This window comes from Psychrobacter glacincola (assembly GCF_904846075.1).
Classification (GTDB): domain Bacteria; phylum Pseudomonadota; class Gammaproteobacteria; order Pseudomonadales; family Moraxellaceae; genus Psychrobacter; species Psychrobacter glacincola_C.
In genome coordinates, this window is sequence record NZ_CAJGZH010000001.1 from 32,835 (window position 1) to 59,769 (window position 26,935).

A 26,935-nucleotide genomic window follows, 5' to 3' on the forward strand; every position below is an offset into this window, starting at 1 on the left:
AGGACACATCAAAACACCGACTCATTTCATTATAGCTGACAATACAATTGCTTATGCTCAGCTATTTAGTAATACTGCGTCAAAAAGCCTGAAAGTCAAACGGCTCATTTGTATCATATCAATAACTGATATCTTATTTTCCGTATTATGGTCATTTTATAAGGTGTTTTTATGTTCCCTCCTGCCCAGTACCGACCACCTATTCATAGTCTAAGAGTGCGACATAGTATGAGAGTGCTATTCACCAGCTTAATTGCCGTACTCGGATTATCTATCAGCGCTTGTAGCTCTCTAACGCCAGCGCAGCCGTTACCTGAAACACCAAAAATAGCGCCACTTAATGTGGCGTTAGTATTGGGCGGCGGCGGTGCCAAAGGCTTCGCCCATGTTGGGGTGATTAAAGCACTAGAAGCAAATGGCATTAAGCCCACACTTATCGTTGGCACCAGCGTCGGCAGCTTGGTTGGTGGCCTATATGCGAGCGGTTACACACCAGTACAGCTTGAGCAACTGGCACTGACCACTACAGATAGCGAATTGACAGATTTTGTCTTATCCAATCAAGGTGTCATCGAGGGTATCAAACTCAAGAACTTTATCAACGATAAAGTCGATGGACGAGTAATAGAGGATTTCCCTATCCGCTTTGCAGCAGTCGCGGCGGAGAAGCATACTTTGAAAAAAGCCATTTTTACCACTGGTGATGCAGGGCTTGCCGTTCAAGCGTCCTGTAGCGTACCGAATATTTTTATTGCGCCACGTATTCCCGAAAAGGTCGGTAAAAAATATATCGACGGTGGCGTGGTCAGCCTAGTACCTGTCGATAGCGCTCATGACTTGGGCGCTGATATTGTTATTGCCATTGATGTGACAGATACTAGTATTAACAATACTAGCGGTGTGTCTACACTTGATAAAAAATTAAACCTCAACGGATTAAGCAATTTTTGGGGATTTTTAGAGAGTAATGTCGTAGCCCCACCAAGCGCCAATCGTGCCTCATCGATGCAGCGTGAACGAGATCGTGCTGATGTGCTGATTACGCCTGCGGTCAGTCATATCAGCTCACTAGATACCAGCCAGCGCCGTGCTCTCATCGCTGCAGGATCGCAAGCCACTACCGCACAGATGGCTGCCATCAAGCAATTAATCAAAGAAAAATCTAGCCGAAAATACGTGACGCTTTAAGTGCCTTGCAACGGCGTACCAAGATTTCTTGTTAACAACCCATAAAAAAGCACCACAGCAACGAGCCGTGATGCTTTTTGTGATTAAACTAATATTAAGCCAGTATTAAATAAATCACCCTTATAAAATACTTAATACTAAATGACTGGCTTATTTCACACGTGCACGGTATTTAACCACTACGGTGTCATTAAGACCAACACCCTCTAAATCCCAGCGTACCGCTTTATAATATTTTAATGGAATTTCTTGCAGTTGGTTATCCACTTTTCCACGTAATGGCATACGGGCAAAAGTATTGCCGTCTGCACTGCCGTATGGAAATTCAGGTGATACTGTACGCAATAACTCTACCTGCTCAGGGATACTCATCGTCACGGTCATTTTTCGGACGCGATCTGCATTGGTATTGGTAAAATAGCCTTGGTACTCCAAGACATTACCTGATTGCAGGCGCGTACTAGCATTCACCGGAGCCAAAACCTCTTGACCATTTGCATCAACGCTAATCAATGACGCGGTAATTTTACTATTGACGGCCTGTGCACTCGAGTTGCTGCTTTTATTAGCATTGGTCTGTACAGCTGCCGAACTATCAACCGCTTGTTCTGGCGTCGGTAGCATTGCCGAGGCTTGCGTCACTACCATCGCACCGATGAGCGTACCAGCCACAACGTGGAATAAGCGATGTCCGCTCCAAGCACTAAATGGGCTAGCAAATTGGTTACTTTTTTTCATGGTTTTCATTATCCCTGGTTAATATGTCGGTAAAACGCAGCTGGTAAAATTTGAATAACTTTTGGTGTATATTGAATCGTTTACAGGCAGCGCAATTTAGACGGAACATACCCACTTATAAGAAACATGCTATAAGAAACACGACTAATTATAAATGATTGACTGTTATAGTACTGGCAGACCTAGTATCGCTGCTGATTGTAGTGACAGCTAATGGCAAGCGCTGCTATGCTGCTATGCTGCTATGCTGCTATGCTGCTATGCTGCTATGCTGCTATCTTGTCATAGCTGGTAAGCTTAGCGTATAAAGTTTTTATTTTTATTGATTATCTTCGTTCATCGCCTGTAAAGCAATAGCGTTTAGCATAGCAAAAAGTGTTTGTACGTACACTAACCCCGTGTTGGGGTTGTGTATATCGTCCATCAGTGATAAAAATTGATTGATACTACTGAAATAAAAGATAGCTCATAACGGCGTTTTTTGCTATGGTAATTCTTTAGCGATAGGCATTTTTTGCTACGCCCCTTTTCTTATTCTCACTACTATTGCCCTTATTATGACTACTAGCGCCATGCCCCAAATCAACCCTGAATACGTCCATTGGTTCCGTAACTCTGCCCCCTACATCAATACCCATCGCGGCAAAACGTTCGTGATTATGTTTGGTGGTGAGGCGGTCAATCATCCAAATTTCAGCACCCTTATTCATGATTTTGCGCTACTGCATAGCTTAGGTATCAAGCTGGTATTGGTACATGGAGCGCGACCGCAAATCGAAAAGAACTTAAAAGATGCTGACATTACCTCCCCACTGCATCAAGACATTCGAATTACACCGCGCGTGGCGATGCCTGCTATTTTACAAGCGGTAGGCGCTATTCGCCTACAACTCGAAGCGCAGCTGTCGATGGGACTGGCCAATTCACCTATGTATGGTTCACGCATCGATGCCATTTCAGGCAATTTTGTGACCGCACGTCCTTACGGTATTCGTGATGGTATCGATTACCAAATGACTGGCGAAGTGCGCTCTATCGATGTTGAGGCCATCAAAAACAACCTGCTACACGACCATATTGTGATTTTAGGCTCAATGGGTTATTCAGCAACTGGTGAAGTCTTTAATTTGCTAGCTGAAGACGTGGCGCTCAGTGCAGCCGTGGCACTGGGTGCTGATAAGCTTATCTTCTTGGGTGAAGAAGCAGGCATCAATGACGATGATCGCTTACTAAGAGAGATGATTCCTAATGAAGTCGACCGCTTCTTACGTGATCGTGATTTAAATTGCGAGATCAATTATTTCTTAAATTGCGCCAGTTTGGCTTGCCGCCAAGGCGTCCATCGCACCCATATTATCTCGTATGCCAAAGACGGTGCCTTATTAGAAGAGCTATTCACTCGTGATGGCTCTGGCACTCTTATCAGCCACGACCCTTACGAAGAGATTCGTCGTGCCAATATTGACGATGTGGTCGGACTGATTGAGCTATTATCACCGCTAGAAGAGCAAGGCATATTAGTCAGCCGCTCACGCGAACGCTTAGAGCAAGAGATTGATAATTATAGTGTCATCGAGCGTGATGGTATGATTTTGGGCTGCGCGGCGCTATATCCATTGGATACAGAATCAGCAGAAGTTGCCTGTGTCGCCGTACATCCCGATTATCGTAGCGGTAGTCGCGGTGCTGACTTACTGGCATTCTTAGAGCAACAAGCGCGCAGTCATGGTCTGCACAAGTTGTTTGTATTAACAACACGGACGGCACATTGGTTCGTTGAGCAAGGCTTCGCCGAAGTCGAGGCCAGCGCGCTACCTGCATCGCGTCAAGAAAAATACCATAATGGTCGTAATTCTAAAGTCTTTCAAAAAACTCTTTAGATACTTAAATTCTAGTTATAAAAAAGCCCTCATAATATTATGAGGGCTTTTTTATGATTTTATTTTTTAACACTGTTCACTAGGGTGTGTACTAAGTATTATTTTACTTTTAACAGCTCAACCGTAAAGATAAGCGTGCTGTTAGGCTCAATACCTGCGTTACCCGCTTCGCCATAAGCAATATCTGATGGGATATAAAACTCGTATTTGCCGCCCTCTTTCATCAGCTGTAGACCTTCTGTCCAGCCAGCGATAACTTGGTTCAACGGAAACTCAATTGGCTCACCGCGCTCATAAGAGCTATCAAATACCGTACCATCGATTAACTTACCTTCGTAGTTCACTTCAACCACGTCAGTCGCTTTTGGTGATTTACCCGTACCTGCGGTGATAACTTTGTACTGTAAGCCAGAAGCCGTTTCTTTGACGCCTTCTTTTTTAGCGTTTTCTGCTAAGAATGCAGCGCCTTTGGTTTTGTTTTCTCCAGCTTTTGTTTCCATGTCTTTAACGAACTTTTCTTCTTGCTCTTTTTGATAAGTCGTCAACACTTCCTGCATTTGTTCTTGAGTCAATGCTGATTCATTGCCTTCATAACCATCACGGAAGCCTTTTTCAAAGGTATCAAGATTCAGGTCACCGACCGTTTCTTTGTTACCTTCAGCCATCATGAAGCCTAAGCTATAACCTACTTTTTCATTTGCTGAGCTTTGCTCGGTGATTGAAACGCTTTTAGCAGCTGTCTCTTGGTTACCGTTATTTGTGCTACAGCCTGTTACCAACAACATAGCACTAGCAAGTGCACCAACGCTTAAAGTAGTGATTTTTTTCATAAAGTACTCTCAAATTGTAAGGATAGTGGCGAGATGTCACATGTTCCTATAATAACAAATCTTAGTTTTAGGAACCATGTTTGCCGTCAAATTATCGGGCGAATGTACAGTCTATGTTAATATTTCTCATCATAATAACAAGTTATCACACAAATACAGTAACACGTTAAGCTTTCTATCTTTAAATCCACTAATACATCAGCTAAGCTAAATGAGTTAAGGTGATAAGTAACCGAGTGTACGTCTTTATCATGGATGATTAACATTGGCAGTAAGGTAATTAACACGAGGGAAACCAACGTTTTTTGATAAGGTTTTTTGATAAGGTTATCTACTCAAAAATTATAATATCACCGCATAACTTACTTTAAAAATACTATTAATTATAACCATCTATGTATTGGTTTCGCTCAACAATAGCTGTACTGATGATATTGTTGAGTGGCTTTCGTACGATGATTAAAGGAGGATAAGATGAATCCAATGTACACATCTTTTAACGGTTATCTTGGTGGGCCGATTGGCTCTATTATTGGTGCTATTTTAATATTTATTATTGGTTGGCCAGTGGCACTGGGTATCGCGGCACTGGTTCGTAATGTATTATCTAGAGTCAATCTGAACCAACGCATGAACTCTTCAACGGGTAAGACCTACGATTTAGAAGGTATTATCTCTAAGATTGTATTTTGGTTCATCTTTATCATCGCGATTTCTGGGGCGCTGAATCAATTGAATTTGAACTCAATCTCGACACCGTTTGCAAATATGGTCAATCAAGTCCTAGCCTTTATCCCTAATCTTATCGGCGCTATCGCTGTGGGTATTATTGGTTGGGTCTTGGCTACTGTTGCACGCACAGCTATCAACGCGGCATTGGCGAAAACGTCAATGGATGAGCGTTTAAGTGCTCAGGCAGGTGTAAAACCGATGAGCAGCACGATTGCCGATATGGTTTATTGGTTCATCTTGTTGGTTGTTTTGACGATGGTATTGGGTAAATTAGAGCTTGATGGTTTGTTTGCTCCATTGACTAACATGGTTGATAAAATCTTTAGCTTTATCCCTAACATCCTCATTGCAGGTGTCGTCTTTGTCGTCGGTTATATCATTGCCAAAGTGGTACGCGGCATTGTGACCAACCTTGTGTCTACTTTTAATGTTCAAGAACTGGCTACAAAAGCAGGTTTAAGCGAAAAAAACAGCTTGCCTAATATCGCTGGTTCATTGGCATTTTTAGTAGTGATCATTCCAACTATTATTGCTGCATTAAATGCATTAAAAATTGAAGTGATTGCTCGTCCTGCGACAAACATGCTGAACAAAATCATGGAAGCATTGCCAAATATTTTTATGGCGGTTGCGATTTTAGTCGTGACCTTCTATGTGGTACGTATGGTTGCCAATATCATCAAAGGGTTGATCGAAAACACTGAGATTAACCAATTGCCTGCGAAAGTTGGTTTACAAGAAACGATGGGCGACAAGAGAGTCTCTGACCTTGTTGGTTATGCGATTATCTTCTTTGCAATGTTATTTGCCTCAATTGCCGCCGCTGACTTACTAGGTTTTGAGCCTATCTCAGCCATTATCGCCATGTTTATTGCGTTTGGTGCCAACATTATCTTGGGCGCAATTATCCTATTTATTGGCTTCTGGCTTGCCAATATCATTGCAGGTGTCGTTGAGCGTTCTGAGCAAGGCTCACAATTCTTAGCAAACATCGTCCGTGTACTAATCATGGGTTTAGTACTTGCCATGGGTCTAAAAGCGATGGGTATTGCTGATTCTATCGTTAACCTAGCCTTTGGTCTAACACTAGGTGCCGTAGCAGTAGCCTTTGCCCTTTCATTTGGTCTTGGTGGTCAAGAAGCCGCTGCCCGTTTCCTACGTAAAATGCAGGATAAAATGGACAAAGAACGTGAAGAAGCTAAAGCGAAATCTGCTCTTCATACTCGCTCAAGTACACAAGAAAAAGTTGCTGACTCAGTTCGAGAGAACACTCCTGCTGCTTCAGGTACAATGACTAGTGACTTCCCTACTAGCACTGTCGATACCAACAATCTTAGTACGGGTCATGTAGATATCACTCATGTTGAAACAAGTGATGACGATATCGACACTGGTTCAAATCTAGCGCCAAGTAATAAAGGCTTTACTGATATTGATAATAACGACTTAAAATAAGTCATCATTAACGATATATTTTGAATAAAAAAGACAGCCTAGGCTGTCTTTTTTTATGGCGTAAATTTAGTTTCTACAAAAATATCGCTACAAAACATCGCTACAAAATCATACTCAGGACTTGGTCTTCCGTGCAGGTATATTCAAATTTAATTGCATTCGCACTGACTCATTGTTACTTGCTCATAAGTTATTTTTCGTTTGCTTTTTATGCTGTTGGTTTAAGCGCTGTAGTTGCTTGGTCAGCTGCCGCTCACGCTGGGTCATCGGATCAACCGGTTGAATCCATAAATCGATATCAATAAAGGTGTCATTAGACTCGTCAATAAAATCAATGCCCAACACAATTACATGATGCAGCTCGGTTATTGGCAGGCGGCTCGCAACATCCTGTGCAATCTTTGCTAAGTTTGGCTGAATAGCCTGTTTACTGTGCTGGCTCTCAACATCTTGTCCATAGAAGATCAATACATAATGCCGTCCCAAGCTCTCATAAGAGTGCTGATGGACGACATAACCTTCTTTTTGCAGACCATGTGCTTGTTTAGGATGTCGATATAGAGTTCGAACCAGCTCATGGCGCGAAAATAAAGACTCGTCCAATAACTGCTGTTGCCAATAACAGCGTTTTATTCCTAGTGTCTCTTTATCAGCATTGTCTAGTACCTCTTCATCGAGCATCTCTATCATTTGGGTGCTTAGCTGCGACCACAGAGCTGCCGCTTGCGCCATATGCTGATGATACATCTGCGCAGTCGTGCTTTTGTTTTTGTAGGCAAGTGTCATAGCGACTAATGCAGGATTGGGCTCATCTTGCACCTCGTACTTGATGAGTGCATTATCTACTGCGATAGCGTCCCTAAATAAAGTAGGGCTATGTAAAAACTGAGTGACTAGATCTGCTTCTGATTCAAAGCTAATGACATGATTACTGGCTGAATACTGTAATTGCCCTAAACGATAATGCAAAAATCGCCATAACTCGCATGGTGCTTGTAGGCTTGCTAATATCGCCTGCCAATCATGCCAGCTAAAAACTTGTAGCTGCTGCATACTGTCGCTCATATCCACAACCAAATCTTCCATAAAATAGCGGACACCAAAACCATGAGTGAGCCGTTTTAGGGATTGTCGTTGCTGGTTATTTATCTTAATTTTATTGATTTCTTCAGCTTTATCGGTGCGCTGAATATCAAAAACTAAAACATTATGGCTCATGTTGTCGTTATTTTTATGCTGAGTAAGATATGTCTTGTGCCATATGAGCGCGGCCTTTACTACCGCCATACGCGCAGCTTTAATATCGACCAGACTACTTTTAGCAGGCAAATACAATATGAGCTCAAGTAATGATAGGTTACCCAGTGGCAATTGATAGTGATATTGCTGAGCACGGTAACACGCGTCATATTTATGCTCAAGATGCTGCATATTGGTCAAAGCAATATCTACAGCATCTTTCTGCAAATAGCAGGTCAACTCATTAACAAGACAGTCATTATCAGATAGGGTAATAGATGAGTCAGACACAGTGTTAACCTTTTATTATCGAATGGACGCGTTGTATGGTAAGTTGCTATTGATGAGCATAACACTAGAGCATGTTGAATATTCGCAAATGTTTTCGCTATAACGACAGGCTACCAACGAAAAACTTAACAAAATAAGCCTTATTAAATGCAGTCGCTTTCAGGGCAATGAGTTGTTATGATAATAGCAAAGTAGCATGATTTGCAGTCAAACTTATCGCTTATGGGCTGCCTTTGATTACATTTTTTAGAGTCATTTATTAAAATTATTTAATGACCATTATATAATAAAAAGGATTGAACGTTATGAAGCGCTTTAAAGAAAAAACTGTCATTATAACAGGTGCAGATTCTGATATTGGTCGTGCAACGGCGCTTAGATTTGCACAAGAAGGGGCGAATTGTATAATCGTTGGTATTAATAACGATATTTTAGAATACATCTACGAGGATCTGCCACAGGATCATACATGGATCAATACAGGTAACCACCTTACCGTAACCAGTGACATTAATGATCTGACCCAAACGGCAAGATTAATAGAGCATGTACGCGACAAATATAAACATATTGATGTGATGGTCAATATAGATACTGCGGTCGGCATTCATCAGTCAGTTATTCCAGAACTGATAAAAACACAAGGCAATATCGTTAATGTGTCAACGCTAACGGAGATATCAGCAGACTGGAATATGAAGACCTATAAAGCTAGACAAAAGAATTTGACTGATGTTACAAAGAAGCTGGCATTAGAGAATATACCAAATAATGTACGTATTAATGCCGTATCTGCTGGATTGGTGGCAACAGACATCAGCCCAAATCCATTTATTACCCACTCTCCACTAGGGAAGACAGCGACACCGTTTGATGTAACCGCCGCTGTGATGTTTTTAGCCAGTGATGATGCTGCCATTATTACTGGTATGAATTTACCTGTTGATGGCGGGGTGAGTACGTTTAATAGCTAACTCAATGCTTAGTTTTTTAGTTTTTTAGTTTTTTAGCCATTCTTAAAACTCATCACCGCAAACAAAAGACCCCCTGACATTAATCTGTCAGGGGGTCTTAATATAATACAGATACTCATAACTCATTTAAAAACTTTATTCAGCTGAATGACTGATATCTTGTAATGGTTGAGATAAGCGCTCAGGATGTCTTGGTATCACCCCTTTATACTGAGCATAAATTTTTGGTAAATCCGCTTCGATATCACCACTAGGATAGACCAACGACATAAAGCGTATTTCTTTGGTTTTGTAATCCATCGCTACCGGCAAAATAGGTACACCAGCGCCCACTGCTAAATAATAAAAGCCTGATTTCCAATTTTCAGTATATTGACGAGTGCCTTCTGGTGCTAAACCCAAAAATAGTGGCTTACCTGTTTTGAACTTATCAATACTTGCTTGCAGCACTGAGCCTTTATCACTACGATCAATGGGAATCACCCCTATCCAGTTTAATAGCTGAGCAAATACGGGCACTTTAAATAACGTATGCTTACCCATAATACTGATTTTTAAATCTAGGGCGAATAAACTTGGTATCGCATAAACCCCATCGATATTCGAAGTATGCGGCAGCGCTAAAACCACGGCTTGTGAAATATTTGGAATCTCTCCAACTGTACGCCAACCCGCAGCTTTTAGCATAGCTGAGGCAATCACTGGCGCAATTTTATTACCGCGTTTCGGAACTAAACTACCCAGCTGCTTTCTACTAAGCTTGGGCAATATTTTAGAGTTTACAGACTGAGAAGCAGCAGCTTTTGAACGATTAAATAACTTTGATGTCATGACGGCACCACATAATAAAAGATACCTACATAATAACATTAAGCTTATACAACTAAATTGAATTTTATAGGCTTTTATTGCTTGCCAGCTTACCGGTTTATAAACTTATATAAATATATAGCTATTGATGGACATATCCATCAAGCCCATTAGGATATATCAGCTAAATTGCCTTTATTCTCAAGCCAAACCTTGCGATCAGCAGCACGTTTTTTAGCCAGCAGCATATCCATCACGCTATTGGTCAGCACCATGTCATCCATATCTAGCTGAACTAAACGCCGAGTATCACGGTTCATGGTCGTCTCACGTAACTGCTCTGCACTCATTTCACCCAAGCCTTTAAAACGGGTAATCTGCGCTTTTTTATTGCCCGTCACATTGGCCAAAATGTGCTGAAGCTCAGGCTCATCTAACGCATAATGCACCTCTTTGCCCACATCCACGCGATACAATGGCGGCATGGCGACAAATAAATGACCCGCATCCACCAAGGCAGGAAAATGCTTCACAAATAAGGCGCAAATCAGCGTGGCGATATGCAGACCATCAGAATCCGCATCCGCTAAGATACAGACTTTGTCATAACGCAGCTCAGACAGATCGTCAGATGCAGGATCGACACCGATAGCAATAGCGATATCATGAATCTCTTGACTCGATAACACCGTATCTGATGACACCTCCCACGTATTTAGAATTTTCCCACGCAAAGGTAAAATCGCCTGATAGTGGCGATCGCGTGCTTGCTTAGCACTACCGCCCGCAGAATCCCCTTCTACTAAAAACAGCTCAGCACCATCACGCAAATCACCACGACAGTCTGCCAACTTACCCGGCAATGCAGGACCTTGCGTGATTTTCTTACGGGCGACTTTTTTGGCAGACTTGAGACGACGTCCAGCTTTATTAATCGCCAGCTCTGCGATTTGAGTACCCATATCGGCATGCTGATTTAACCACAGACTAAAAGCATCTTTTGCCAATGTCTGTACTGCCCCAGCAGCTTCACGACTAGACAGACGCTCCTTGGTTTGCCCAGAGAACTGCGGCTCAGAAAATTTAAGCGACAGAATATAGTTCACCCCATCCCAGACATCTTCTGCCGTTAACTTGACACTCCGTGGTAGCAAATTATGAATATCGCAAAACTCACGCAATGCCTCTAAGATACCAGTACGCAGACCATTGACGTGCGTACCGCCCTGAGCCGTCGGGATAAGGTTCACATAACTTTCTTGAATTGGCGTGCCACCATCAGGCAACCAAGACAAGGCAAAGGTAATAGCAGCACGTTCGCCCGCTTTCGCATCGTAATTATAATAAAACGGTGCTTCAGGTAAGGTTTCTAAACCATCCAACTGTTCGCTTAGATATTCGACCACTCCGTCAGTAAACTGCCAAACCACCTTTTCATTATTAATATCATCGACAAATTCAATCGTCAATCCAGCTGCCAATACTGCTTTGGCTTTTAGATTGTGCTTGAGCTGCTTGACATTAAATTTAGGCGTATCAAAAAAGCGACCATCTGCCCAAAAATGCACTCTGGTACCACGTTTGCGTTTGTTTGAGCTGACTGCTTCAGTCAACGGCGTAACTGGTGCGCCATTTTCAAACGCCATATCAAACTGTGTACTATCACGCCATACCGTCACCTCAACACGTGTTGATAACGCATTGACGACAGAGATACCTACCCCATGCAGACCGCCTGACACTTCATAATTAGAAGTCGAAAACTTCCCACCGGCATGCAAACGAGTTAAAATCAGCTCAATACCCGATTGATTAAATTCAGGATGAATATCAGTCGGCATACCACGCCCATCATCTTCGACAGACAACGAGCCATCACTATGCAGTTGCACCTTGATGGTTTTAGCATAACCCGCCAACGCTTCATCAACTGAGTTGTCGATAACCTCTTGCGCCAAATGATTGGGGCGCGTGGTATCGGTATACATACCTGGACGACGACGTACTGGCTCAAGCCCTTCTAAAACTTCTAACGATTGCGCATTATATTGACTCACAAATGCATCCTTAACGATTCATGTCTGATTAATTCTATTCAACCATTATAACCAAAAATAGCGACGTTAAGGTTAATAGTCCATCGCTCACGTCATATAATGTCGCCTGTTTAGACTCGTACTAAATCTTGTAGCATATTTATCACCATCGGCAACTGCTCACCAAAGTCACTAAACCGATGATCGCCACCCGCTTGTAAAATAACCGTACTCCCTTGCTGTTGATAAAAGGCTTTAGACAATTCAGGATTTAATAACTCATCGTCTTCTTTGATAAATACAGCAATTTTTTTAGGATAATGAATTTCTGATAACTGATGATCTGCAAACCATTGCAAATCCGCAGAAGTAATATCCCAACCGCCAGTGGTCGTATAGAGAATTTGATTCTTTGGCAATTTATCTTCGCCTTGACCTTCATTACTATCGTTATTTAGCAGTAAGTCATGAGCAAAGCGCTGTAATGTCACATGTGGCTGAGTACTAGGATTTAATAGTAAAGCCGCACAGCCTGTATGATTGCTCACCAAGGTAGAAAAATAGCCACCCAATGAGCTACCAACGAATACAACTTTTGAGTCGCTGCCCCATTCCTCAACTAGACTTATCAGTTTATCGAACACGTCTTGTGGCGATTTATTCAAATCGGGACGCAGTACATTGATATCAGGATGATGATGCTGGCAGTATTTTTCTAATAGCATTCCCTTGGTAGAGTTCGCATCACTGTCCAGTCCATGGATATAAATCAAGTTCACGTATCATCTCACTTATTAATTTTGTTATGATTATCTTATATAGGCTAGTGACGCTAAGCATAGCACCTGCTAAACAAAAATAATAACAATAAAACGGCACACCATTAGTCAGTATTTGCGACATAATAATATTGTCATAATAGTTTTATGCAAGTCAAAGGAATGACGATAATAGCCATGGAGTCGCCATGAACCAACAGTTTGAGCTGTTTGAGATTGCCAATCCATGTATTGGTCTTTGCCAAAGCAATAAAAAAGGCTATTGCTTTGGTTGCCTGCGCAGTCGAACGGAGCGCCAGCGATGGCATGATATGACGACAGAGCAGCAACGCGAGGTGCTACGGCTTATCGCAGGACGTAAGCAGCGTATTGAGCAGATGAGACAGCGTAAGGGCGAGCAGTTGGGGTTTGATTTTGAAGATGTGGTTGAAATGGGTGAGTTGTTTTAAACTTATTTATTCAGGTACTCTTGCATATCTTGAGACCAATGCGTTTCATTTGCTTTTTCTGTCCCATCCCTGTCCATAAGAAGATTGTTGTTTAGTAGTTCATTAGGGTTCTTAGTTATGCCAAAGTATCTGGTAGTTTCTGCAAAATCCCATTCGTTATTTGCAAAAAGACGGGACTGAAATGAGTGGCAAAATATTGAAGCTATATCTTTGTAACCAAATTTAAAACTTGAAAGCAGTTCAACTATTTTTGCATCTCTAATATACTCAACATGAGGTCCATGCAAAGTTTCATAACCAATATGTACAATAGTAGAGCCATTTTTTGGTGCTTGCTTAACTGCTTTAACTAACAGGTTTTTAACATCTTTAGCTTTTTTATTGATTGATTCAACGGCTGTGCACTCCCACTTAGCACAATAAGCTTTATCGATTTCATCAGCGAATATGTTTATTATACTTTCGCTATCAGGATTAATCTCGACTAGCTTTGCAATGCAAGCGTTGGTATAGCTGCCTTGAGGATCGTAATTATCATCAAATAAAGCATGCAGCTGAGGTGATGGATATTTGACCATCCACTTATCGAAATGATCGTGTATCCTTTTCATATCCATGTATTTTACACAGACTCTAACGTGTTCATTTTCAAAGCAAGATCCGTGTTTAACTGCTCCAGTTAATACCATATCTTGGAAAACTTTGGCAACTAAGTTGACTTCTGTTTTTTCCACTTCAACCTTGAACTCAATATCTAAAAACACTGAGTGCGGATACTGAATTAAAAGTGGAAGTACTTCTCTCCACCTCTTAATCCAATGTGCTCTCTCTTTTTCAGAGTATTCAGTCACCTTGGCTAATCTTTTACATTCAACAAAATAATTTTGATTTCCGCGTAAAACGGATAAATCTGGAGTTTTACTTTTTCCTGTCTCAGGGATAAACTCCACTGTCCATCCATTCCTCAGATAACAAATTGCCACGACAAGCTCAAATAGTATAGAGTCAGGTTGATTTATTCTTTTTTTAAGCAAATCGTGTAACTTAGCATCGATTCCTTTTACCTTTTTAAGTTCTTCGCTGTACTTTCCAATTGTTGCAAAGAAAGGCCAAATTCTCGATGATTGGCTTGGTTCATCAACGGCTGGACGGTCCGCAAGTGACTCCGCAAGATATAAATACCATGCAACCCAATCTTCGTAAAAAGCCATTCTAGTCTTCTTATTACTATCAACATCGTATGCATCTTGCTCTTCGTTGATGTTCTTTGCTATTTTACTAAAGTACTCAATAACATTCTGTCTGCGCTCAAACCAATCATCGTCACCCATATATTCAAGAAACCAGTGAAGAGCTTTTTTATATCAATAGTTAATGGGTCATCATGTCGATTATCAAACAGTTCGTAGAATTCCTTATATTCAGATTGTATTGTACTATCTTCAATACTGTTTAGTCGGTCAGATGAATTTTCCATAGCTCTTTTAGCTATTCCTACATTTCTTTCAATCTGTTTCATTATTAAACTCCATGTATTCTATAGCGACTTATTATCTTGAAACGGCAATAATAATATCACGAACCGAAAGTATAACTATAACCATAGGAGCCTACTAGCGTATTACTTAACATTGAGGAATAGGACAATAAATAAAGCTGTATCAAGTATCACACTGGTATTTTTAAGCACAAAGAAAAACCCCCTCTGCTTTCGCGGAGGGGGTTTTACTTTAGAATAGAGAGCTGACGATGACCTACTCTCACATGGGCGAACCCACACTACCATTGGCGCAACGATGTTTCACTTCTGAGTTCGGGAAGGGATCAGGTGGTGCCATCATGCTATTGTCGTCAGCAAAGGGGGTTAGATATGAGTCTGTTATTTTTATTGTTTGACTATAAGTGTTTAGTTTATGGTCGATCAACTTGCAACCTAACTGAATCAAGGTTAAAGGTGATATCGAAATATTCTTTCTTTTATTCTATAAGCTTTCGCTTATACAAGATAGATTAATTAGAGCTTTCATACAAACCACTTGGGTGTTGTATGGTCAAGCCAAACGAGCAATTAGTACAGGTTAGCTACATGCATCGCTGCACTTCCACACCCTGCCTATCAACGTCGTAGTCTTCAACGGCTCTTTAGGGAAATCTAATCTTGAGGTGGGCTTCCCGCTTAGATGCTTTCAGCGGTTATCCCATCCGAACGTAGCTACCGGGCAATGCCACTGGCGTGACAACCCGAACACCAGAGGTTCGTCCACTCTGGTCCTCTCGTACTAGGAGCAGATCCTCTCAAATTTCCAACGCCCACGGTAGATAGGGACCGAACTGTCTCACGACGTTCTAAACCCAGCTCGCGTACCTCTTTAAATGGCGAACAGCCATACCCTTAGGACCTGCTTCAGCCCTAGGATGAGATGAGCCGACATCGAGGTGCCAAACACCGCCGTCGATATGAACTCTTGGGCGGTATCAGCCTGTTATCCCCAGAGTACCTTTTATCCGTTGAGCGATGGCCCTTCCATACAGAACCACCGGATCACTAAGACCTACTTTCGTACCTGCTCGACTTGTGGGTCTCGCAGTTAAGCGCGCTTTTGCCTTTATACTCTACGACCGATTTCCGACCGGTCTGAGCGCACCTTCGTACTCCTCCGTTACTCTTTAGGAGGAGACCGCCCCAGTCAAACTACCCACCATACATTGTCCTCGGTATTGTTATACCTGAGTTAGAACCCCAACATGACCAGGGTGGTATTTCAAGATTGGCTCCACCGAGACTAGCGTCTCGGCTTCAAAGCCTCCCACCTATCCTGCACAAGTCAGGTCAAAGTTCAATGTAAAGCTGTAGTAAAGGTTCACGGGGTCTTTCCGTCTAGCCGCGGGTACACAGCATCTTCACTGCGATTTCGATTTCACTGAGTCTCTGCTGGAGACAGCGCTGCCATCATTATGTCATTCGTGCAGGTCGGAACTTACCCGACAAGGAATTTCGCTACCTTAGGACCGTTATAGTTACGGCCGCCGTTTACTGGGGCTTCGATCAAGAGCTTCGCTTACGCTAACCCCATCAATTAACCTTCCAGCACCGGGCAGACATCACACCCTATACGTCCACTTTCGTGTTTGCAGAGTGCTGTGTTTTTAATAAACAGTTGCAGCAGCCTGGTATCTGCGACTGCCAACAGCTCAAGGAGCGTGTCCTATCACCATCAGCAGCGTACCTTCTCCCGAAGTTACGGTACCATTTTGCCTAGTTCCTTCAGCAGAGTTCTCTCAAGCGCCTTGGTATTCTCTACCTGATCACCTGTGTCGGTTTAGGGTACGATTCGTTTATAACTATTGCTTAGAAGCTTTTCCTGGAAGCATGGTATTTGCCACTTCACTGTACAAGTACAGCTTGCTATCAGATCTCAGCCATGTTGTAGCCCGGATTTACCTAAGCCACAAGCCTACATCCTTTCACCTGGACAACCAACGCCAGGCTGACATAACCTTCTCCGTCCCTCCATCGCATTATAAACAAGTATCGGAATATTAACCGATTTCCCATCGACTACGCCTTTCGGCCTCGCCTTAGGGGTCGACTCACCCAGCCCCGATTAACGTTGGACTGGAACCCTTGATCTTCCGGCGTGCGAGCTTTTCACTCGCATTATCGTTACTCACGTCAGCATTCGCTCTTGTGATACCTCCAGCATGCCTTACGACACACCTTCACAGGCTTACACAACGCTCCCCTACCACTTGAAAACAAATTCAAATCCGCAGCTTCGGCTCCTAGTTTGAGCCCCGTTACATCTTCCGCGCGGGCCGACTCGACTAGTGAGCTATTACGCTTTCTTTAAAGGATGGCTGCTTCTAAGCCAACCTCCTAGCTGTCTATGCCTTCCCACCTCGTTTCCCACTTAACTAGGAATTTGGGGCCTTAGCTGGCGGTCTGGGTTGTTTCCCTCTCCACAATGGACGTTAGCACCCACTGTGTGTCTCCCGGATATCACTCATCGGTATTCGGAGTTTGCATCGGTTTGGTAAGTCGGTATGACCCCCTAGCCGAAACAGTGCTCTACCCCCAATGGTGTTCGTCCGAGGCGCTACCTAAATAGCTTTCGGGGAGAACCAGCTATCACCGAGTTTGATTAGCCTTTCACCCCTATCCACAAGTCATCCCCTGGCTTTTCAACGACAGTGGGTTCGGTCCTCCGGTGCCTGTTACGGCACTTTCAACCTGCTCATGGATAGATCACTCGGTTTCGGGTCTATACCCTGCAACTAAACGCCCTATTAAGACTCGGTTCCCTACGGCTCCCTAAACGGTTAACCTTGCTACAGAATATAAGTCGCTGACCCATTATACAAAAGGTACGCGGTCACCCTAATAAATTAAGGCTCCCACTGCTTGTACGCACACGGTTTCAGGTTCTATTTCACTCCCCTCACAGGGGTTCTTTTCGCCTTTCCCTCACGGTACTGGTTCACTATCGGTCAGTCAGGAGTATTTAGCCTTGGAGGATGGTCCCCCCATCTTCAAACAGGATTTCTCGTGCCCCGCTCTACTTAATATGTTAACGCTAATGTTTCGAATACAGGACTATCACCTACTACGGTCAGCTTTCCCACGCTGTTCTTCTACATTAGCATTAATCGGCTTCTCCCCGTTCGCTCGCCGCTACTAGGGGAATCTCATTTGATGTCTATTCCTAAGGGTACTGAGATGTTTCACTTCCCCTCGTTCGCTTCTTGTACAAGTACAAGATACCTACCTTATGGTAGGTGGGTTTCCCCATTCAGAAATCTCCGGATCACAGGATATTGCCGCCTCCCCGAAGCTTATCGCAGGCTGTCACGTCTTTCATCGCCTCTGACTGCCAAGGCATCCACCATGTGCGCTTCATTACTTGACCATACAACCCCAAGTAGTCTTGACTTATAAATAAGTCTTAACTTCTAAGTGTTATAAAGTCTAATTATGATAACGATATCACCTATGTTTATACGCTTGATTCAGTTCTCTTTACTTTTTTAATCACTTACCCCTGGGATAACAACTGATGTCGTTAAGAGGTGAGTGATTAAGGTTAAGAGGTGCGCGTGAACACGCCCCTCCTAACCCAGACTCATATCTATGTTTTTAAATAGTCTCTATGCTCTCGTCGAGTCACAGATTCTGTATAAAACAGAAAGAAGTAATCGTGTCTTTATTCAAAGATAAATCACTTGTTTCTATTTATACTATTAGCACTTAAAGCTTATTCGTCTATAGTGGTGGAGCCAAACGGAGTCGAACCGTTGACCTCCTGCGTGCAAGGCAGGCGCTCTACCAACTGAGCTATGGCCCCATTATAAAATGGTGGGTCTAAGTGGACTTGAACCACTGACCCCCGCGTTATCAACACGGTGCTCTAACCAGCTGAGCTACAGACCCAATTACGCTTGTTAAAACGTAAGCTTAAACTAAAGAACAACTTGTTGTGAATTCTTGCTGACCGAATGCCATCTATAAGGAGGTGATCCAGCCGCAGGTTCCCCTACGGCTACCTTGTTACGACTTCACCCCAGTCATCAACCACACCGTGGTGAACGCTCCCCCGAAGGTTAAGCTATCCACTTCTGGTGCAATCAACTCCCATGGTGTGACGGGCGGTGTGTACAAGGCCCGGGAACGTATTCACCGCGGCATTCTGATCCGCGATTACTAGCGATTCCTACTTCATGGAGTCGAGTTGCAGACTCCAATCTGGACTACGATAGGCTTTTTGAGATTCGCATCACATCGCTGTGTAGCTGCCCTCTGTACCTACCATTGTAGCACGTGTGTAGCCCTGGTCGTAAGGGCCATGATGACTTGACGTCGTCCCCGCCTTCCTCCAGTTTGTCACTGGCAGTATCCTTAGAGTTCCCGGCTTAACCCGCTGGTAACTAAGGACAAGGGTTGCGCTCGTTGCGGGACTTAACCCAACATCTCACGACACGAGCTGACGACAGCCATGCAGCACCTGTATTCTAATTCCCGAAGGCACTCCCGCATCTCTGCAGGATTCTAGATATGTCAAGACCAGGTAAGGTTCTTCGCGTTGCATCGAATTAAACCACATGCTCCACCGCTTGTGCGGGCCCCGTCAATTCATTTGAGTTTTAACCTTGCGGCCGTACTCCCCAGGCGGTCTACTTATTGCGTTAGCTGCGTCACTAAGTCCTCAAGGGACCCAACGACTAGTAGACATCGTTTACGGCGTGGACTACCAGGGTATCTAATCCTGTTTGCTACCCACGCTTTCGAGCCTCAGTGTCAGTATTATGCCAGAAGGCTGCCTTCGCCATCGGTATTCCTCCAGATCTCTACGCATTTCACCGCTACACCTGGAATTCTACCTTCCTCTCACATACTCTAGCTCTACAGTTTCAGATGCAGTTCCCAGGTTAAGCCCGGGGATTTCACATCTGACTTATAGAGCCACCTACGCTCCCTTTACGCCCAGTAATTCCGATTAACGCTTGCACCCTCTGTATTACCGCGGCTGCTGGCACAGAGTTAGCCGGTGCTTATTCTGCAGCTAATGTCATCGTCCATGGGTATTAACCATGGAGTCTTCTTCACTGCTTAAAGTGCTTTACAACCAAAAGGCCTTCTTCACACACGCGGCATGGCTGGATCAGGGTTTCCCCCATTGTCCAATATTCCCCACTGCTGCCTCCCGTAGGAGTCCGGGCCGTGTCTCAGTCCCGGTGTGGCTGATCATCCTCTCAGACCAGCTACAGATCGTCGCCATGGTAGGCCTTTACCCCACCATCTAGCTAATCCGACTTAGGCTCATCTAATAGCGAGAGCAGTAAACTGCCCCCTTTCTCCCGTAGGTCGTATGCGGTATTAATACGAGTTTCCCCGTGCTATCCCCCACTACTAGGTAGATTCCTAAGTATTACTCACCCGTCCGCCGCTCGTCATCTTCTAGCAAGCTAGAAATGTTACCGCTCGACTTGCATGTGTTAAGCCTGCCGCCAGCGTTCAATCTGAGCCATGATCAAACTCTTCAGTTTAATCTTGCTATGAAGCTCTTTAAAGAAGCTTCTAAACTTGGCTCATCTAATCTGGCAAAATCGCTAAAAATTATGTTCGTAATGAATTAACTTTGAGTTTTTCTGCTGTCTTAAATGATAATTTTTATAGTTAGAATGAACTCCGAAAAGGAGTTAAAACCAACTTTATTTTTTAGCATTCTGAATCAGCAAAAATCCACACAAGTTGTTCTTTAGTTATGCTTTTAAATAGTGCTCAATCACTGTCGTCCAGTAACTGATATATAGGGTATTTCTCTTGCTGTTTAGCCTTAATCCCTTTCAGGTCAAGCTATCTAGCGAGCCGACTATCTTATCATAATGATTTGAATTGTCAAGCTTTTTTATGTTTTGTCTTAGCTTGGTAATCTAAGTAATAAGTTGGTTAACTTACTGCTTAGCTTCCTTTGCTGTGGGGCGTATTATATAGATTCTGACAGGGGTGTCAACCGCTTTATTAGAGGTTTTTAGGTTTATTTGATAAGACTTTTAATAATGCATAGTTTTCAATGGGTTAGAGGAAAATAGGGATTCGATGTACTTAGGTTTTAACGCTGAAAACACTTGTAGATGTTATATTAAGCTGACATTAGATGGGTTAATTGCTTATTTGAAGCTAACTATTCATTTAATTATTCTAGAATAAGGCTTATTTAACCAGCTGATAGGGTAATGATCGTCAGAAAACGGGTTCAAATCAGTCTCTAGTCTCTAGTCTCTAGTCTCTAGTCTCTAGTCTCTAGTCTCTAGTCTCTAGTCTCTAGTCTCTAGTCTCTAGTCTCTAGTCTCTAGTCTCTAGTCTCTAGTCTCTAGTCTCTAGTCTCTAGTCTCTAGTCTCTAGTCTCTAGTCTCTAGTCTCTAGTCTCTAGTCTCTAGTCTCTAAATTATCTATCAAGAAACTTGAGATCTAGCTGATTTTCTCAAATCCGCATTGGCACTTTTTCTTAGGCAAAGAAAATCCCCCGCCTAGATAACTAGTCGGGGGATGATCAGGATAGAGAGCTGACGATGACCTACTCTCACATGGGCGAACCCACACTACCATTGGCGCAATGATGTTTCACTTCTGAGTTCGGGAAGGGATCAGGTGGTGCCATCATGCTATTGTCGTCAGCAAAGGGGGTTAGATATGAGTCTGTTATTTTTATTGTTTGACTATAAGTGTTTAGTTTATGGTCGATCAACTTGCAACCTAACTGAATCAAGGTTAAAGGTGATATCGAAATATTCTTTCTTTTATTCTATAAGCTTTCGCTTATACAAGATAGATTAATTAGAGCTTTCATACAAACCACTTGGGTGTTGTATGGTCAAGCCAAACGAGCAATTAGTACAGGTTAGCTACATGCATCGCTGCACTTCCACACCCTGCCTATCAACGTCGTAGTCTTCAACGGCTCTTTAGGGAAATCTAATCTTGAGGTGGGCTTCCCGCTTAGATGCTTTCAGCGGTTATCCCATCCGAACGTAGCTACCGGGCAATGCCACTGGCGTGACAACCCGAACACCAGAGGTTCGTCCACTCTGGTCCTCTCGTACTAGGAGCAGATCCTCTCAAATTTCCAACGCCCACGGTAGATAGGGACCGAACTGTCTCACGACGTTCTAAACCCAGCTCGCGTACCTCTTTAAATGGCGAACAGCCATACCCTTAGGACCTGCTTCAGCCCTAGGATGAGATGAGCCGACATCGAGGTGCCAAACACCGCCGTCGATATGAACTCTTGGGCGGTATCAGCCTGTTATCCCCAGAGTACCTTTTATCCGTTGAGCGATGGCCCTTCCATACAGAACCACCGGATCACTAAGACCTACTTTCGTACCTGCTCGACTTGTGGGTCTCGCAGTTAAGCGCGCTTTTGCCTTTATACTCTACGACCGATTTCCGACCGGTCTGAGCGCACCTTCGTACTCCTCCGTTACTCTTTAGGAGGAGACCGCCCCAGTCAAACTACCCACCATACATTGTCCTCGGTATTGTTATACCTGAGTTAGAACCCCAACATGACCAGGGTGGTATTTCAAGATTGGCTCCACCGAGACTAGCGTCTCGGCTTCAAAGCCTCCCACCTATCCTGCACAAGTCAGGTCAAAGTTCAATGTAAAGCTGTAGTAAAGGTTCACGGGGTCTTTCCGTCTAGCCGCGGGTACACAGCATCTTCACTGCGATTTCGATTTCACTGAGTCTCTGCTGGAGACAGCGCTGCCATCATTATGTCATTCGTGCAGGTCGGAACTTACCCGACAAGGAATTTCGCTACCTTAGGACCGTTATAGTTACGGCCGCCGTTTACTGGGGCTTCGATCAAGAGCTTCGCTTACGCTAACCCCATCAATTAACCTTCCAGCACCGGGCAGACATCACACCCTATACGTCCACTTTCGTGTTTGCAGAGTGCTGTGTTTTTAATAAACAGTTGCAGCAGCCTGGTATCTGCGACTGCCAACAGCTCAAGGAGCGTGTCCTATCACCATCAGCAGCGTACCTTCTCCCGAAGTTACGGTACCATTTTGCCTAGTTCCTTCAGCAGAGTTCTCTCAAGCGCCTTGGTATTCTCTACCTGATCACCTGTGTCGGTTTAGGGTACGATTCGTTTATAACTATTGCTTAGAAGCTTTTCCTGGGAAGCATGGTATTTGCCACTTCACTGTACAAGTACAGCTTGCTATCAGATCTCAGCCATGTTGTAGCCCGGATTTACCTAAGCCACAAGCCTACATCCTTTCACCTGGACAACCAACGCCAGGCTGACATAACCTTCTCCGTCCCTCCATCGCATTATAAACAAGTATCGGAATATTAACCGATTTCCCATCGACTACGCCTTTCGGCCTCGCCTTAGGGGTCGACTCACCCAGCCCCGATTAACGTTGGACTGGAACCCTTGATCTTCCGGCGTGCGAGCTTTTCACTCGCATTATCGTTACTCACGTCAGCATTCGCTCTTGTGATACCTCCAGCATGCCTTACGACACACCTTCACAGGCTTACACAACGCTCCCCTACCACTTGAAAACAAATTCAAATCCGCAGCTTCGGCTCCTAGTTTGAGCCCCGTTACATCTTCCGCGCGGGCCGACTCGACTAGTGAGCTATTACGCTTTCTTTAAAGGATGGCTGCTTCTAAGCCAACCTCCTAGCTGTCTATGCCTTCCCACCTCGTTTCCCACTTAACTAGGAATTTGGGGCCTTAGCTGGCGGTCTGGGTTGTTTCCCTCTCCACAATGGACGTTAGCACCCACTGTGTGTCTCCCGGATATCACTCATCGGTATTCGGAGTTTGCATCGGTTTGGTAAGTCGGTATGACCCCCTAGCCGAAACAGTGCTCTACCCCCAATGGTGTTCGTCCGAGGCGCTACCTAAATAGCTTTCGGGGAGAACCAGCTATCACCGAGTTTGATTAGCCTTTCACCCCTATCCACAAGTCATCCCCTGGCTTTTCAACGACAGTGGGTTCGGTCCTCCGGTGCCTGTTACGGCACTTTCAACCTGCTCATGGATAGATCACTCGGTTTCGGGTCTATACCCTGCAACTAAACGCCCTATTAAGACTCGGTTTCCCTACGGCTCCCCTAAACGGTTAACCTTGCTACAGAATATAAGTCGCTGACCCATTATACAAAAGGTACGCGGTCACCCTAATAAATTAAGGCTCCCACTGCTTGTACGCACACGGTTTCAGGTTCTATTTCACTCCCCTCACAGGGGTTCTTTTCGCCTTTCCCTCACGGTACTGGTTCACTATCGGTCAGTCAGGAGTATTTAGCCTTGGAGGATGGTCCCCCCATCTTCAAACAGGATTTCTCGTGCCCCGCTCTACTTAATATGTTAACGCTAATGTTTCGAATACAGGACTATCACCTACTACGGTCAGCTTTCCCACGCTGTTCTTCTACATTAGCATTAATCGGCTTCTCCCCGTTCGCTCGCCGCTACTAGGGAATCTCATTTGATGTCTATTCCTAAGGGTACTGAGATGTTTCACTTCCCCTCGTTCGCTTCTTGTACAAGTACAAGATACCTACCTTATGGTAGGTGGGTTTCCCCCATTCAGAAATCTCCGGATCACAGGATATTGCCGCCTCCCGAAGCTTATCGCAGGCTGTCACGTCTTTCATCGCCTCTGACTGCCAAGGCATCCACCATGTGCGCTTCATTACTTGACCATACAACCCCAAGTAGTCTTGACTTATAAATAAGTCTTAACTTCTAAGTGTTATAAAGTCTAATTATGATAACGATATCACCTATGTTTATACGCTTGATTCAGTTCTCTTTACTTTTTTAATCACTTACCCCTGGGATAACAACTGATGTCGTTAAGAGGTGAGTGATTAAGGTTAAGAGGTGCGCGTGAACACGCCCCTCCTAACCCAGACTCATATCTATGTTTTTAAATAGTCTCTATGCTCTCGTCGAGTCACAGATTCTGTATAAAACAGAAAGAAGTAATCGTGTCTTTATTCAAAGATAAATCACTTGTTTCTATTTATACTATTAGCACTTAAAGCTTATTCGTCTATAGTGGTGGAGCCAAACGGAGTCGAACCGTTGACCTCCTGCGTGCAAGGCAGGCGCTCTACCAACTGAGCTATGGCCCCATTATAAAATGGTGGGTCTAAGTGGACTTGAACCACTGACCCCCGCGTTATCAACACGGTGCTCTAACCAGCTGAGCTACAGACCCAATTACGCTTGTTAAAACGTAAGCTTAAACTAAAGAACAACTTGTTGTGAATTCTTGCTGACCGAATGCCATCTATAAGGAGGTGATCCAGCCGCAGGTTCCCCTACGGCTACCTTGTTACGACTTCACCCCAGTCATCAACCACACCGTGGTGAACGCTCCCCGAAGGTTAAGCTATCCACTTCTGGTGCAATCAACTCCCATGGTGTGACGGGCGGTGTGTACAAGGCCCGGGAACGTATTCACCGCGGCATTCTGATCCGCGATTACTAGCGATTCCTACTTCATGGAGTCGAGTTGCAGACTCCAATCTGGACTACGATAGGCTTTTTGAGATTCGCATCACATCGCTGTGTAGCTGCCCTCTGTACCTACCATTGTAGCACGTGTGTAGCCCTGGTCGTAAGGGCCATGATGACTTGACGTCGTCCCCGCCTTCCTCCAGTTTGTCACTGGCAGTATCCTTAGAGTTCCCGGCTTAACCCGCTGGTAACTAAGGACAAGGGTTGCGCTCGTTGCGGGACTTAACCCAACATCTCACGACACGAGCTGACGACAGCCATGCAGCACCTGTATTCTAATTCCCGAAGGCACTCCCGCATCTCTGCAGGATTCTAGATATGTCAAGACCAGGTAAGGTTCTTCGCGTTGCATCGAATTAAACCACATGCTCCACCGCTTGTGCGGGCCCCGTCAATTCATTTGAGTTTTAACCTTGCGGCCGTACTCCCCAGGCGGTCTACTTATTGCGTTAGCTGCGTCACTAAGTCCTCAAGGGACCCAACGACTAGTAGACATCGTTTACGGCGTGGACTACCAGGGTATCTAATCCTGTTTGCTACCCACGCTTTCGAGCCTCAGTGTCAGTATTATGCCAGAAGGCTGCCTTCGCCATCGGTATTCCTCCAGATCTCTACGCATTTCACCGCTACACCTGGAATTCTACCTTCCTCTCACATACTCTAGCTCTACAGTTTCAGATGCAGTTCCCAGGTTAAGCCCGGGGATTTCACATCTGACTTATAGAGCCACCTACGCTCCCTTTACGCCCAGTAATTCCGATTAACGCTTGCACCCTCTGTATTACCGCGGCTGCTGGCACAGAGTTAGCCGGTGCTTATTCTGCAGCTAATGTCATCGTCCATGGGTATTAACCATGGAGTCTTCTTCACTGCTTAAAGTGCTTTACAACCAAAAGGCCTTCTTCACACACGCGGCATGGCTGGATCAGGGTTTCCCCCATTGTCCAATATTCCCCACTGCTGCCTCCCGTAGGAGTCCGGGCCGTGTCTCAGTCCCGGTGTGGCTGATCATCCTCTCAGACCAGCTACAGATCGTCGCCATGGTAGGCCTTTACCCCACCATCTAGCTAATCCGACTTAGGCTCATCTAATAGCGAGAGCAGTAAAGCCCCCTTTCTCCCGTAGGTCGTATGCGGTATTAATACGAGTTTCCCCGTGCTATCCCCCACTACTAGGTAGATTCCTAAGTATTACTCACCCGTCCGCCGCTCGTCATCTTCTAGCAAGCTAGAAATGTTACCGCTCGACTTGCATGTGTTAAGCCTGCCGCCAGCGTTCAATCTGAGCCATGATCAAACTCTTCAGTTTAATCTTGCTATGAAGCTCTTTAAAGAAGCTTCTAAACTTGGCTCATCTAATCTGGCAAAATCGCTAAAAATTATGTTCGTAATGAATTAACTTTGAGTTTTTCTGCTGTCTTAAATGATAATTTTTATAGTTAGAATGAACTCCGAAAAGGAGTTAAAACCAACTTTATTTTTTAG

Annotated in this window: 13 protein-coding genes, 4 tRNA genes and 6 rRNA genes; 5 read left to right on the forward strand and 18 right to left on the reverse strand. The window is 44.2% G+C overall.

The genetic code is table 11. From position 1 onward, the window contains the following. The first annotated feature begins 171 nt into the window (after positions 1–171). Positions 172–1,188: a patatin-like phospholipase family protein gene (locus tag JMW85_RS00145; protein ID WP_307783064.1), complete on the forward strand. Its 1,017-nt coding sequence runs from the start codon at positions 172–174 to the stop codon at positions 1,186–1,188. Between the two features lie 150 nt (positions 1,189–1,338). Here JMW85_RS00145 and JMW85_RS00150 read toward each other — a convergent pair whose 3' ends face one another. Further along, on the reverse strand, positions 1,339–1,926 hold the full coding sequence (locus JMW85_RS00150; protein ID WP_201580561.1) for a hypothetical protein: 588 nt from the start codon (positions 1,924–1,926) through the stop codon (positions 1,339–1,341). A gap of 557 nt (positions 1,927–2,483) precedes the next feature. Here JMW85_RS00150 and argA point away from each other — a divergent pair. Next, positions 2,484–3,806, forward strand: coding sequence for an amino-acid N-acetyltransferase (argA, locus tag JMW85_RS00155; protein WP_045445754.1), 1,323 nt, complete (start codon positions 2,484–2,486; stop codon positions 3,804–3,806). 98 nt (positions 3,807–3,904) lie between these two features. On the opposite strand, the gene JMW85_RS00160 is transcribed toward argA, so the two are convergent. Continuing rightward, a complete protein-coding gene (locus tag JMW85_RS00160; RefSeq protein ID WP_201580562.1) occupies positions 3,905–4,636 on the reverse strand; it encodes an FKBP-type peptidyl-prolyl cis-trans isomerase in 732 nt (243 codons plus the stop codon). A gap of 474 nt (positions 4,637–5,110) precedes the next feature. Here JMW85_RS00160 and JMW85_RS00165 point away from each other — a divergent pair, with 474 nt between their 5' ends. Next, positions 5,111–6,823: a mechanosensitive ion channel gene (locus JMW85_RS00165; RefSeq protein WP_201580563.1), complete on the forward strand. Its 1,713-nt coding sequence runs from the start codon at positions 5,111–5,113 to the stop codon at positions 6,821–6,823. Positions 6,824–7,006: 183 nt separating this feature from the next. Here the strand turns inward: JMW85_RS00165 and JMW85_RS00170 are convergent, their stop codons facing one another. Continuing rightward, positions 7,007–8,353, reverse strand: a complete 1,347-nt coding sequence (locus tag JMW85_RS00170; RefSeq protein ID WP_201580564.1) for a hypothetical protein — start codon at positions 8,351–8,353, stop codon at positions 7,007–7,009. Positions 8,354–8,658: 305 nt separating this feature from the next. Here JMW85_RS00170 and JMW85_RS00175 point away from each other — a divergent pair, with 305 nt between their 5' ends. Then, positions 8,659–9,327 (forward strand): SDR family NAD(P)-dependent oxidoreductase, encoded by a 669-nt coding sequence (locus tag JMW85_RS00175; protein WP_201580565.1) that lies wholly within the window; start codon positions 8,659–8,661, stop codon positions 9,325–9,327. A gap of 135 nt (positions 9,328–9,462) precedes the next feature. On the opposite strand, the gene JMW85_RS00180 is transcribed toward JMW85_RS00175, so the two are convergent. The 3 genes from JMW85_RS00180 to JMW85_RS00190 all read right to left on the reverse strand — a co-directional run bounded on the left by JMW85_RS00180 (position 9,463) and on the right by JMW85_RS00190 (position 12,952). Further along, entirely contained in the window at positions 9,463–10,158 is a 696-nt protein-coding gene (locus JMW85_RS00180; protein ID WP_227681623.1) for a lysophospholipid acyltransferase family protein, read from the reverse strand. 149 nt (positions 10,159–10,307) lie between these two features. Continuing rightward, on the reverse strand, positions 10,308–12,194 hold the full coding sequence (parE, locus tag JMW85_RS00185; protein WP_201580567.1) for a DNA topoisomerase IV subunit B: 1,887 nt from the start codon (positions 12,192–12,194) through the stop codon (positions 10,308–10,310). A 110-nt stretch (positions 12,195–12,304) separates the two neighbouring features. After that, positions 12,305–12,952, reverse strand: a complete 648-nt coding sequence (locus JMW85_RS00190) for a YqiA/YcfP family alpha/beta fold hydrolase (RefSeq protein ID WP_201580568.1) — start codon at positions 12,950–12,952, stop codon at positions 12,305–12,307. Positions 12,953–13,140: 188 nt separating this feature from the next. On the opposite strand from JMW85_RS00190, the gene JMW85_RS00195 reads away from it, so the two are divergent. Continuing rightward, complete coding sequence (locus JMW85_RS00195) at positions 13,141–13,401, forward strand: DUF1289 domain-containing protein (protein ID WP_201580569.1); 261 nt, start codon at positions 13,141–13,143, stop codon at positions 13,399–13,401. A gap of 2 nt (positions 13,402–13,403) precedes the next feature. Here JMW85_RS00195 and JMW85_RS00200 read toward each other — a convergent pair whose 3' ends face one another. The 12 genes from JMW85_RS00200 to JMW85_RS00255 form a co-directional block, all read right to left on the reverse strand. Then, positions 13,404–14,732 carry a hypothetical protein gene (locus tag JMW85_RS00200; protein ID WP_201580570.1) on the reverse strand — a complete coding sequence of 443 codons (1,329 nt, stop codon included), beginning with the start codon at positions 14,730–14,732 and terminating at the stop codon, positions 13,404–13,406. Then, complete coding sequence (locus JMW85_RS00205; RefSeq protein WP_201580571.1) at positions 14,672–14,920, reverse strand: hypothetical protein; 249 nt, start codon at positions 14,918–14,920, stop codon at positions 14,672–14,674. Before JMW85_RS00205 ends, JMW85_RS00200 begins: the two co-directional genes overlap by 61 nt. Before the next feature lie 222 nt (positions 14,921–15,142). Beyond that, positions 15,143–15,257, reverse strand: a 5S ribosomal RNA gene (gene rrf / locus JMW85_RS00210). Positions 15,258–15,448: 191 nt separating this feature from the next. After that, positions 15,449–18,308, reverse strand: a 23S ribosomal RNA gene (locus tag JMW85_RS00215). A gap of 359 nt (positions 18,309–18,667) precedes the next feature. Further along, a tRNA-Ala gene (locus JMW85_RS00220) sits at positions 18,668–18,743 on the reverse strand. 9 nt (positions 18,744–18,752) lie between these two features. Further along, positions 18,753–18,829, reverse strand: a tRNA-Ile gene (locus JMW85_RS00225). A 75-nt stretch (positions 18,830–18,904) separates the two neighbouring features. After that, positions 18,905–20,442, reverse strand: a 16S ribosomal RNA gene (locus JMW85_RS00230). 1,018 nt (positions 20,443–21,460) lie between these two features. Continuing rightward, positions 21,461–21,575, reverse strand: a 5S ribosomal RNA gene (gene rrf / locus JMW85_RS00235). Positions 21,576–21,766: 191 nt separating this feature from the next. After that, positions 21,767–24,628: ribosomal RNA gene (locus tag JMW85_RS00240) — 23S ribosomal RNA — on the reverse strand. A gap of 359 nt (positions 24,629–24,987) precedes the next feature. Continuing rightward, a tRNA-Ala gene (locus JMW85_RS00245) sits at positions 24,988–25,063 on the reverse strand. 9 nt (positions 25,064–25,072) lie between these two features. Next, positions 25,073–25,149, reverse strand: a tRNA-Ile gene (locus tag JMW85_RS00250). Between the two features lie 75 nt (positions 25,150–25,224). Further along, positions 25,225–26,759 (reverse strand): 16S ribosomal RNA (locus tag JMW85_RS00255). The 16S, 23S and 5S rRNA genes sit together here with 4 tRNA genes alongside, the layout of an rRNA operon. Positions 26,760–26,935 lie beyond the last annotated feature (176 nt).

Excerpts from the sequence above, each read along its gene's own strand:
- JMW85_RS00145 (WP_307783064.1), top strand. The coding sequence starts at position 172 with ATGTTCCCTCCTGCCCAGTACCGACCACCTATTCATAGTCTAAGAGTG.
- JMW85_RS00205 (WP_201580571.1), bottom strand. The coding sequence starts at position 14,920 with ATGAAACAGATTGAAAGAAATGTAGGAATAGCTAAAAGAGCTATGGAA.
- JMW85_RS00165 (WP_201580563.1), top strand. The coding sequence starts at position 5,111 with ATGAATCCAATGTACACATCTTTTAACGGTTATCTTGGTGGGCCGATT.
- JMW85_RS00200 (WP_201580570.1), bottom strand. The coding sequence starts at position 14,732 with ATGGGTGACGATGATTGGTTTGAGCGCAGACAGAATGTTATTGAGTAC.
- JMW85_RS00160 (WP_201580562.1), bottom strand. The coding sequence starts at position 4,636 with ATGAAAAAAATCACTACTTTAAGCGTTGGTGCACTTGCTAGTGCTATG.
- JMW85_RS00150 (WP_201580561.1), bottom strand. The coding sequence starts at position 1,926 with ATGAAAAAAAGTAACCAATTTGCTAGCCCATTTAGTGCTTGGAGCGGA.
- JMW85_RS00195 (WP_201580569.1), top strand. The coding sequence starts at position 13,141 with ATGAACCAACAGTTTGAGCTGTTTGAGATTGCCAATCCATGTATTGGT.
- argA (WP_045445754.1), top strand. The coding sequence starts at position 2,484 with ATGACTACTAGCGCCATGCCCCAAATCAACCCTGAATACGTCCATTGG.
- JMW85_RS00180 (WP_227681623.1), bottom strand. The coding sequence starts at position 10,158 with ATGACATCAAAGTTATTTAATCGTTCAAAAGCTGCTGCTTCTCAGTCT.
- JMW85_RS00175 (WP_201580565.1), top strand. The coding sequence starts at position 8,659 with ATGAAGCGCTTTAAAGAAAAAACTGTCATTATAACAGGTGCAGATTCT.